8 protein-coding genes and 3 pseudogenes are annotated in these 9,180 nt (G+C 60.4%); 6 read left to right on the top strand and 5 right to left on the bottom strand.

The features are described from left to right. Positions 1-208, bottom strand: a 208-nt coding sequence (locus E4K64_RS38635; protein WP_135163638.1) for a transposase, incomplete at its 3' end; no start/stop codon positions are given. Positions 209-292: 84 nt separating this feature from the next. Here E4K64_RS38635 and E4K64_RS38630 point away from each other — a divergent pair. Next, positions 293-430, top strand: a pseudogene (locus tag E4K64_RS38630) (co-chaperone GroES); the annotation flags it as partial. 85 nt (positions 431-515) lie between these two features. Beyond that, the gene (groL, locus tag E4K64_RS38625; RefSeq protein WP_135167584.1) at positions 516-2,156 is read left to right on the top strand and encodes a chaperonin GroEL; all 1,641 of its coding nucleotides are present in this window, start codon (positions 516-518) and stop codon (positions 2,154-2,156) included. Positions 2,157-2,374: 218 nt separating this feature from the next. Here the strand turns inward: groL and E4K64_RS38620 are convergent, their stop codons facing one another. Then, positions 2,375-2,686: a hypothetical protein gene (locus E4K64_RS38620; protein WP_135167583.1), complete on the bottom strand. Its 312-nt coding sequence runs from the start codon at positions 2,684-2,686 to the stop codon at positions 2,375-2,377. A gap of 229 nt (positions 2,687-2,915) precedes the next feature. Here E4K64_RS38620 and E4K64_RS42070 point away from each other — a divergent pair, with 229 nt between their 5' ends. From E4K64_RS42070 to E4K64_RS41515, 3 genes and pseudogenes are all read left to right on the top strand, one after another. Then, positions 2,916-3,242: a hypothetical protein gene (locus E4K64_RS42070; protein ID WP_488225973.1), complete on the top strand. Its 327-nt coding sequence runs from the start codon at positions 2,916-2,918 to the stop codon at positions 3,240-3,242. Between the two features lie 263 nt (positions 3,243-3,505). Then, positions 3,506-5,050, top strand: coding sequence for an acyl-CoA dehydrogenase family protein (locus E4K64_RS38615; RefSeq protein WP_164719158.1), 1,545 nt, complete (start codon positions 3,506-3,508; stop codon positions 5,048-5,050). 140 nt (positions 5,051-5,190) lie between these two features. After that, a pseudogene (locus E4K64_RS41515) lies at positions 5,191-5,450 on the top strand (IS66 family transposase); the annotation flags it as partial. Here the strand turns inward: E4K64_RS41515 and E4K64_RS38610 are convergent. Next, positions 5,450-6,124 (bottom strand): IS110 family RNA-guided transposase, encoded by a 675-nt coding sequence (locus E4K64_RS38610; RefSeq protein WP_235884958.1) that lies wholly within the window; start codon positions 6,122-6,124, stop codon positions 5,450-5,452. The pseudogene E4K64_RS41515 and the gene E4K64_RS38610 overlap by 1 nt on opposite strands. Before the next feature lie 335 nt (positions 6,125-6,459). Next, a pseudogene (locus E4K64_RS42020) lies at positions 6,460-7,047 on the bottom strand (Ulp1 family isopeptidase); the annotation flags it as partial. A gap of 1,194 nt (positions 7,048-8,241) precedes the next feature. On the opposite strand from E4K64_RS42020, the gene E4K64_RS38600 reads away from it, so the two are divergent. Continuing rightward, a complete protein-coding gene (locus E4K64_RS38600) occupies positions 8,242-8,544 on the top strand; it encodes a hypothetical protein (RefSeq protein ID WP_135167582.1) in 303 nt (100 codons plus the stop codon). A gap of 401 nt (positions 8,545-8,945) precedes the next feature. Here the strand turns inward: E4K64_RS38600 and E4K64_RS38595 are convergent. Then, on the bottom strand, positions 8,946-9,180 hold a 235-nt coding region (locus E4K64_RS38595), incomplete at its 5' end, for an integrase core domain-containing protein (RefSeq protein WP_135161597.1).

Genomic DNA, 9,180 nt, shown 5'->3' with positions numbered 1-9,180 from the left:
CGGTGGGTTCGGCGATCCGACTCCCGCCGCCCGGACCGAAAACATCGGCAGCGCTGCCTTCGAGCTGGGCCTTCCACGATGTGATCTGATTGGGGTGAACGTCGAACTGCTCCGCCAGTTGCGCCAGCGTGCGGTCACCCTTGACGGCGGCAAGTGCCACCTTCGCCTTGAAAGCCGGAGTGTGGTTCCGCCGTGCTCGTCTGCTCATCGTCTCTCCTGATTCGCGGGTCAATCTTGCCCGCCGTCAGGCAGAAACTCCACTTATCGCGCTGTTCAGATTTGCGGGACCAGCTCAGTCGGGGACCGTGTGCTGTTCGGCAAATGGTCGGGTACCGAAGTCAAGATCAATAGCGAGGAGCTGTTGATCATGAAGGAGAGCGACATCATGGGCGTTCTCACAGATGTGTTTTCCAACAAGAAAGCCGCCTAACCCAGCGCTCGCACAGCTCACTACCTGAAGAGCGCCCACCTAGGCGCGCTGAAGGGTGATAAAATAAGAACTGAGGGAATTCTTAATGTCAGCCAAAGAAGTCAAATTCGGAGTAGACGCGCGGGACCGTATGCTGCGCGGCGTCGACATCCTCGCCAATGCCGTGCAGGTCACGCTCGGTCCGAAGGGCCGCAACGTCGTGCTCGACAAGTCGTTCGGCGCGCCTCGCATCACCAAGGACGGCGTTGCCGTCGCCAAGGACATCGAACTCGACGACAAGTTCGAGAACATGGGCGCCCAGATGGTGCGCGAAGTCGCTTCGAAGGCGGCGGATGCTGCCGGCGACGGCACCACCACTGCGACCGTCCTGGCCGCCGCGATAGTCCGCGAAGGCGTGAAGTCAGTTGCCGCCGGTATGAACCCGATGGACCTGAAACGCGGTATCGACCTCGCGGTCGAAGCCGTCGTTGCGGACCTCCAGAAGAACTCCAAGAAGGTCACCTCGAACGAGGAGATCGCCCAGGTCGGCACCATTTCGGCCAACGGCGACCAGGAGATCGGCAAGTTCCTCGCCGACGCCGTGAAGAAGGTCGGCAACGAAGGCGTGATCACGGTCGAAGAGGCCAAGTCGCTCGAGACCGAACTCGACGTCGTCGAGGGCATGCAGTTCGACCGCGGCTACATCTCGCCCTACTTCGTGACCAACGCCGATAAGATGCGCGTCGAGATGGATGATGCCTACATTCTCATCAACGAGAAGAAGCTCTCCTCGCTGAACGAGCTGCTGCCGCTGCTCGAGGCCGTGGTGCAGAGTGGTAAGCCGCTGGTCATCGTCGCCGAGGACGTCGAAGGCGAAGCCCTCGCGACCCTCGTCGTTAACCGTCTGCGCGGCGGCCTCAAGGTTGCGGCCGTCAAGGCTCCGGGCTTCGGCGATCGCCGCAAGGCCATGCTGCAGGACATCGCGATCCTGACCGGCGGCCAGGCGATCTCGGAAGACCTCGGCATCAAGCTCGAGAACGTCACGCTCAACATGCTCGGTCGCGCCAAGAAGGTGATGATCGACAAGGAGAACACCACGATCGTCAACGGCGCCGGCAAGAAGGCCGACATCGAGGCGCGCGTGTCCCAGATCAAGGCGCAGATCGAGGAAACCACCTCGGACTACGACCGTGAGAAGCTCCAGGAGCGTCTCGCCAAGCTCGCTGGCGGCGTCGCGGTCATCCGCGTCGGCGGCGCGACCGAGGTCGAGGTGAAGGAGCGCAAGGATCGCGTTGATGACGCGATGCATGCGACCCGCGCGGCCGTGGAAGAAGGCATCGTCCCGGGCGGCGGCGTCGCCCTGCTCCGTGCCTCCGAGCAGCTCAAGGGCCTGCGCACCAAGAACGACGACCAGAAGACCGGCGTCGAGATCGTGCGCAAGGCGCTGTCCTGGCCGGCCCGCCAGATCGCGATCAACGCCGGTGAAGACGGTTCGATCGTGGTCGGCAAAGTCCTGGACAACGAGCAGTACTCTTATGGCTTCGATGCGCAGACAGGCGAGTATAGCAACCTTGTCTCCAAGGGCATCATTGACCCGACCAAGGTCGTGCGCATCGCGGTCCAGAACGCCTCCTCGGTTGCCGCTCTCCTGATCACGACGGAAGCGATGGTTGCCGAGCTGCCAAAGAAGGCTGCGGCTGGTCCAGCAATGCCTCCAGGCGCCGGTATGGGCGGTATGGACTTCTGATCTACTCTGCCAAAGTGTCGATGACCATGCAAAACCCCGGCGGGAATGCCAGGGTTTTGCTTCGGCGGGCTTGCAACATAACCCTAGCAAGCCGCTGTGTGTCAGAAGGTTGCGTAATCGATGCTGTTGCGCATACGGTCGGGCAAATCACGGGGAATGACTTTCTTGAGGATGCAGCGGGACCGAACCTTGGACTACCCAGAACGACTCGGAACGTGCTAGCGGGCTGGCTGCGCCCCGTGGGTTTGCCGTAAAATTGGCGAGTTGTTGCCGATTGCTCTCTTTATTGTTGTAGTGTTTGCGCCCAATATCTCCACGACGCCGCTGCCGCTGCCGCTGCCGCTGCCAAAGGCTCGTACTGCTAGATGCGGATCGGCTTCATGGAGTTCTCTCCAGTGTCGGCACGCATTTTCATTTGTTCCTTTCGCAGAGCAGCAGGCCACGTCGTAACTGTCATCAGCCGCAGGCCGGCCGAGAAGAACATCAGGAAAGCCACAGTTCTGATCGATCGCGACTTCACCATTGGTCACACGAACTCTCGTCTGTTTGGTGCTTTCGTCTTTCGTCGAACATCGGGGCCGATGCATCTACGGTAGCATCTACGAGCCCGGCCATCGGAGCGTAGACGAAAGAGGTTTTCGGAGGGCCGTGCTGGCGCTGGTGAAGGAGCTCGGCCCGCCCGTCGTTCGATATCCTGGCGGCACGGTTACAATTGGGAGGACGGTGTTGGACCACTAGAGACGAGGCCGGCGCGCCTCGATTTGGCTGGTTGAGCACCGACCCGACAGCTTCGGCACCAATGAATTCATGGACTGGCGCCGGGCCGCCGATGTCGCGTCGATGATTGCCCTCAATCTGGGGACCCGCCGCGGCGATGCCGCTCGCAATTTGGTCGAACACTGCAACCATCCTGGAGAAGCTGTGTGGTCGGAGCTTCGCCGCAAGCACGGCTGGCGGGCGCCTCATGGGATCAAGCTGTGGTGCCTCGGCAATGAGATGGATGGGCCGTCGCAGATAGGGGCAAAGGAGCGCCGCTGCCTACGGGGCAGTTGCAAGAGAGGCGGTCTAGATGATGCGGCGGGTTGACGCTACCATCGAACTTGCGGTGTGCGGTTCATCGTTGCGCAACATACCTAGTTTTGGCCAATGGGAAGAAACGAACGTGCGCCTCCGATAGGCCCGACAAGACTTATCTTGATGAGAGTCCACGCAGCGGTCGCAATAAGTCGACGTCCCGCAGAACGTGCTTATACTGGGCTTACATCCACACTATACCAATGTGTAACCGAGATAGCCGCGGGGATGAATTGGCATGAAGCGCGACCGGGTTCATTGTGGGCCTTATGGCCATGTATACTCAGGTTTATGCCCAATTCCGGGAGGCGCAGGAACGCACGGCCGAACGCCGTGCAGCTGCACTATACTCCAATTTGATCGCTGACCTCAGTCAGCTAAATTTCGCCGACGCGGATGACCGCCGAGCATTCCCTCCAACCCTACACAGCATATTGGCAAGGCATGGACTGTTCGGGCTCACCACACCAGGAGAGCACGGCGGATTAGCTCTTCCCCTAGAGGAGGCCATCAACCTCATCTCTGCCACTGCATCCTTCGATGTCTCCGCTGCCTCTACCCTCGTCATCCATAACTTCCTGGCCTTGCCCTGCATCCAAGCGGCACCGCACATCCCGGAACAAAACCATATCATTTGGGGTGCAACACGCGGCGATCTCTGCGCTTTCGCTTTGACGGAGCCCGGAGCTGGCTCGGCCCCGAGGCACATAGAGGCTTCGGCCCTCATGCGCGAAGATAAAGTTCGTATCTCTGGCCGCAAGATCTGGATCGGCCTCGCTGACTGGGCTCGCTGGATCGTTTGCTTTGCGCGCGCGTCTGGACCCGATGCGAAAGGTCGGCTCGTTGGTGTACTCGTTGACAGGCAGGCTCCAGGCCTCAAGGTCACGCACGAGCATCGCACACTGGGTCTGCGTGGCATCATTCAGAATACCCTGGAGTTCCACGATGTTGAGGTGCCGCGTTCTTACGTGCTCTCTCGCGATCAAGACGGCTGGGGCGCTGCCTCATCTAGCATGAACCGCGGCCGTATCGGTGTGGCTGCTATGGGTCTTGGAGCCCTTGAGCGCGCTATCCAGGTCGCAGCCTCTTATGCAAGCCATCGCCGACTCGGTAAACTGCGCATGATCGAGAACAGCTACATCGAGCAGTTATTTGGACAGATGGTGCTGCGGCGGGAAGTCGTGAAGGCGATGCTGGCCGCATCATGCCAACTTGTTTCAGCGCAGGGCGCGCCAAACGTCCACCTTGCGTCGGCAACGAAGGTTTTGTCCTCGGAGTGGTGCGGCCTTGTCGCTGATCAATGCGTCCAGCTGTTAGGTGGCCGTGGTTACGACGAGGGAGCGCCTTTAGCCAAAATCTATCGAGACGCTCGCATCCTTCGCATCTTCGAAGGTCCGACTGAGGCGCTCCTATCGCATCTCGGTCGCTGCCTCCTCTCTAAAGCCACGCGTGACGAAATAGCCGATCTCTTTCGATCAGTTGGAGCGGCATCAGTCCATGGTGCTGCAATTGAGCAGCTCTCTGGGCTCAATGAGACAGACGGTGCCGTGCTGATCTATGCGGGTTGGCTCACCACATTGGGGCTGGCAAAAGCTGTCATGTCTGCTGGCTGCTTCTCTGCCTCAGATTGCGCCGCAGCGGCGGCTGACCTCGTCAGTTCCGAACTTGCAACTCTCCGTACTCGCGCGCCGGCCCGGCAATCTGTCGAAGTCCGCAATTGGGCTAGTCGGACTCTCACCACCTTCCTTGAAGACGCGGCTTGTTCGATTCGCTCACCTGTCCTCACGGACGATTACCTTAGATTAGTGCAGTATGTCTGACATCTGGCCGATGCCGGACGTCTTTCCACCTGGTGGTCCCGCGCGCGACGATGCAACCGCGGAAAGGCGAAGCATCCCTGATGCACTGCCACGTCTAATTCCGGCAGGCTGCTATGAGGGCCTAACCTAATCGCGCTCCGGTGAGACACCTCGATGCGTCGTTCGATATCCAGCGCACCATCAACGGCCGGGACGCCGACGTGACCGGCCGTCCGCCACGGAAAGAGCAAGCCGCTTCTTGAGCACATGCACGTGGTTGCGGGGCGCGAAACCCTCTCGCCCTCCACCGAGGTCCTGAAGCCTACGAAGTAACATGCTCAGGCGCTGGAACGACTTCGCCCGCTTCCTCGACGATGGCGGGATCTGCTTGACCACGGATGGTGTTGAGAAGCCCTATCGTCAGTTCAAGGCCACTTTTTTTGGCTTCTCCTTCCAGGCCGCCACCATCCGCTCGTACGCCTGCTCGACGCGTGCGACATAGCCAGCTTCCCGCTCACGCAGTTCCTTGATCCAGTAGTCCCGACCCGGGCCAGCCTTGCCATAGGCACGAGGCGCTCCAGCCTTGAGTGCCACCTTCCGGAGTTTCATCGCTGTGAACGCCGGTCGTGCGTAAGCATAATCTTTCCCGGTCGTCAGGACGTGCCAGATCATCACTGCGAGCTTACGTGCCGTGGCGACGGCCGCGACTCCAGGCCCATGCTTCTTCTGTATGCGATTGAAGAAGGCCCGCAGCGGCCCGGGCGCCGTCTTGGCCGACCAGGCCGCTTCAACCAGCATCTTGCGGGCGTCACGATTGCCCTGTTTCGAGATACGGCCATGCCTTGCCGGATGCTCTCCCGATTGCCGAACTCGAGGGGTCAAACCGAAGTAGCTGCTGAGCTTATCCGGTGATTGGAAGCGTGCGATGTCGCCGATGGAGGCCAGTACACTCGATGCGACGACCGAACTCACGCCGGGGATCGTCATCAGCTTGAGAGCCCGTGGATCATCCAGAGCCTGTTGGGCCACGACTTTGTCGATTTCCGATAGTTGCTTCGTCACGCGTTCGAGTTCCGTGATAAGACGCTGGAGCATCGCACGCTCCTCCGATGGAAGAGGCAGACTGTCCAGCCAATGCTGTCTGAGGTCCTGGTCCGGATCGCCGACCTTCCCGCGACACGCCTGCACGAACTGCTGCCCTGGGAATAGAAGCTCCTGCGCCAGGCCGATAAGCCCGCCGGTCACCAGGCCGCCTGACCTTCACACAGCTGATCGTAGAGCTCGTTGTGCCCGCGCACATTCGTCAATCAGCCGGCCTTCGTCGTATGCGCACTCAGCTCCTCAGGTGAGACACTATGATGCTCTGCGAACACACCGATGGCGGATCTTCGATCGGCGAGAAGCGCATTTGACTCGGTCGCACACCCTGTTCAGTTGAAGCCGACACCAGCGCCTAGTCGGTCCCCCAGTGCCTGCCGACTGATGACGAGATTATTGAGGTTCAGGTCCGGCCGTCTTGCTGCCAATCGCCTAACTAGTTCCCGGGTGCCGTCCACGACAAAGACGCCGCAGTCATAACCGTTCTGCTGCTGTCTTATCGGGGCCTGTTGCAGGTGAGCGTCGAGCCGTCGTGCGAGCTCCGCTGAGGGCCTGTCATTATATCCCTGCGTGGAGTCATAGTGATAAGCGACCGGCCGGTCCCGATCGCGGCGATCAACCAGCAGCAGCGACCAGTGACTGCCGCGCCGATGTCTATCCGTATTGCTGGCATCGCTTACCGGCAGGAACAGGAAGTCGGCTGTATCATGGAGAAACCACCCTAATGCTCGTTCGGCGACCTCCTTGGAGGGGGATCGCAACATTTGGGCAATCAGGGGATCCACGAACCGCGTCCGGGCGGCGAGATCCGGATTGTTCTGCTGCAACTCATTCGCCAGGAGCTCATAGTCCTGCTGGATATGCTCGTCACCCAGCCACTGCGTGGGGCCTAGCACGGGTCCGCTGCGGTGACCGGAAGAGGCAACGCTAGCCGAGGAGCCGATCTGAGCACCCGGGACAGGAGACGGGCGAGGATGATGGATGAATTGCGCACCGCGGCGTCCTCGCGGCCCCAATGTGATCGAGTACTCACCGTTGATGGAGACCTCGGTTGGGCCGCTGAACTGGGTCGGCAGGACCCCGATGTTATCCAGGACATCGAGTAAGAAATTTGGCGCCGGCTGGGAGCCATGCTGCCAATCCATGTCGACTCGGTCTCCGATGTCCTCAAGCTCTTGAAGTACGCCCGACCGCCCGACGAAGAACGTGGGTTCACCGGCAGGGCTGAGCACCGGCGCTGACTGAGCATCGTCACGCATCTGCTGCGGTATGTATGGCAGATCAACGAAAGAGTTGAGACCGCGGTAGATGTCTGACGATTGAGCTGGCACGTCTGATATTTCAGTGAAGACCGGCGATTTGGCGGCAGCTTCACTCACCGGCGCCGACTGAGCATCGTCTCGCATCTGCTGCGGCGTGTACGGCAGATCAACGAAGGACTGAAGACCGCGGAAGGTGTCTGCCGACCGCAGCTGGCGCGTCCGATGGTCCGGTGAAGAGCGGCGATTTGGCGGCAGCCCCACTCACCGGCGCCGACTGGGCACCGTCTCGCATCTGCTGCGGCGTGTACGGCAGATCAACGAAGGACTGAAGACCGCGAAAGGTGTCTGCCGACTGAGCTGGCGCGTCCGATGGTCCGGTGAAGAGCGGCCGTCTGGCGGCAGCCCTACTCACCGGCGCTGACTGAGCATCGTCTCGCATCTGCTGTGGCGTGTACGGCAGATCAACGAAAGACTGAAGACCGCGGAAAATGTCTGGCGACCGAGCTGGCGCGTCCAACGGTCCGGTGAAGTGGGGCGGTCTGGCGGCAGCCCTACTCACCGGCGCTGACTGAGCATCGTCTCTTACCTCCTGCGAGGTGTACGGCAGATCAACGAAAGAGTCGAGACCTCGGTAGATCGCCGACGACCCATCTGGCACAGCTTCCGGCGTCGGCCACTCAAAATCGTGCGGCAAGTGCGGCGACCACGTAGAGTTCGACTCGCCACGCCGCGGCTCGCCACCCGCCTGCTCGGAGGAGACGCCCAGCGCAGCGTTCGCCTCGACGAGCCATAGGTAGCTCCGAAGACGATCGAAGCCCATGTCAGCATTTCGACTAGCTTTTTAAAGTCCGTGTGATCGTCGTTCAACGACTTTTGCTGCTCACTGGTGCCGGTCAGTCGGCTCACTATGCTCCCTCGCCCATTGCTTTGGAGCCAAGCACCGAATCTTCGTTGGTTGCCGGCCAGATCTTGAACATCTTTTCTCCGGCGAGTCTCCTCGGGTTTGAGCATGCTCAACTCTGCTTTTTCCAGGCCGTCAATGATGCGGGCGTCATCGGGATGAAGATGCAATGTGCGCGGCGGGACAGCATGACCGCTGCGCTTTCGAGACGGACCCGCTTCGGCAACGTGCTCGGCATCGCCAACCTTGTTTAACGCGAACAATAGATGCTCGTCCTTCGGGAACAACTTCTGAGCGAATTCAATACGCGCAGCGTGGTCTAGTCCGGATATCGAGTGGCCCGCAAGATTAAGCGCGTTAGAAAATCTGCGAAGACTACGATCATGACGAGCAGCGCTACCCGACGTCATGCCACTGGCATTAAGCCGCTCTGAGAGGGGCGCGTCGTCCGCTGAGGGGATTGTGCGCGGCCGCCCGCCAGAAGCTACATAGCTCGGGTCATGATACGCACGAAGAACACTCAACCCTTTCTTTATGCCTTCGTCGTTAGGGAAGTAAGTCTTGACGTGACGGACCAGGGACTCGTGGTCCCCCTGAGCTGGCCCCGGTTGTCTGAACAGAATATCCGCGTCGATAAGTGGAGCCTCTGCCGGGGTTAGGCTGCCGTGCGGAGCGGCAGCGGGGTGAAGTAGGCTTGATCCGGTGTGCTGCCGTCAAGGCTCGAATGTGGACGGCGGCAATTGTAGAAGTCCAGATAGCGGCCAATCGAGGCGCGAGCGTCGCTGACGCTGTCGTAGGCCCGCAGATACACCTCCTCGTATTTGACGCTGCGCCACAGCCGCTCAACGAACACGTTGTCCCGCCAGGCGCCCCGGCCGTCCATACTGATG

This window comes from Bradyrhizobium frederickii, assembly GCF_004570865.1.
GTDB lineage: Bacteria > Pseudomonadota > Alphaproteobacteria > Rhizobiales > Xanthobacteraceae > Bradyrhizobium > Bradyrhizobium frederickii.
The sequence above is the reverse complement of the archived record's forward strand: the minus strand, read 5'-3'. Positions and strand labels throughout refer to the sequence as shown.

Coding starts and splice junctions, on each gene's coding strand:
- E4K64_RS38615 (WP_164719158.1), top strand. CDS start 3,506: ATGTATACTCAGGTTTATGCCCAATTCCGGGAGGCGCAGGAACGCACG.
- E4K64_RS38610 (WP_235884958.1), bottom strand. CDS start 6,124: ATGCTCCAGCGTCTTATCACGGAACTCGAACGCGTGACGAAGCAACTA.
- groL (WP_135167584.1), top strand. CDS start 516: ATGTCAGCCAAAGAAGTCAAATTCGGAGTAGACGCGCGGGACCGTATG.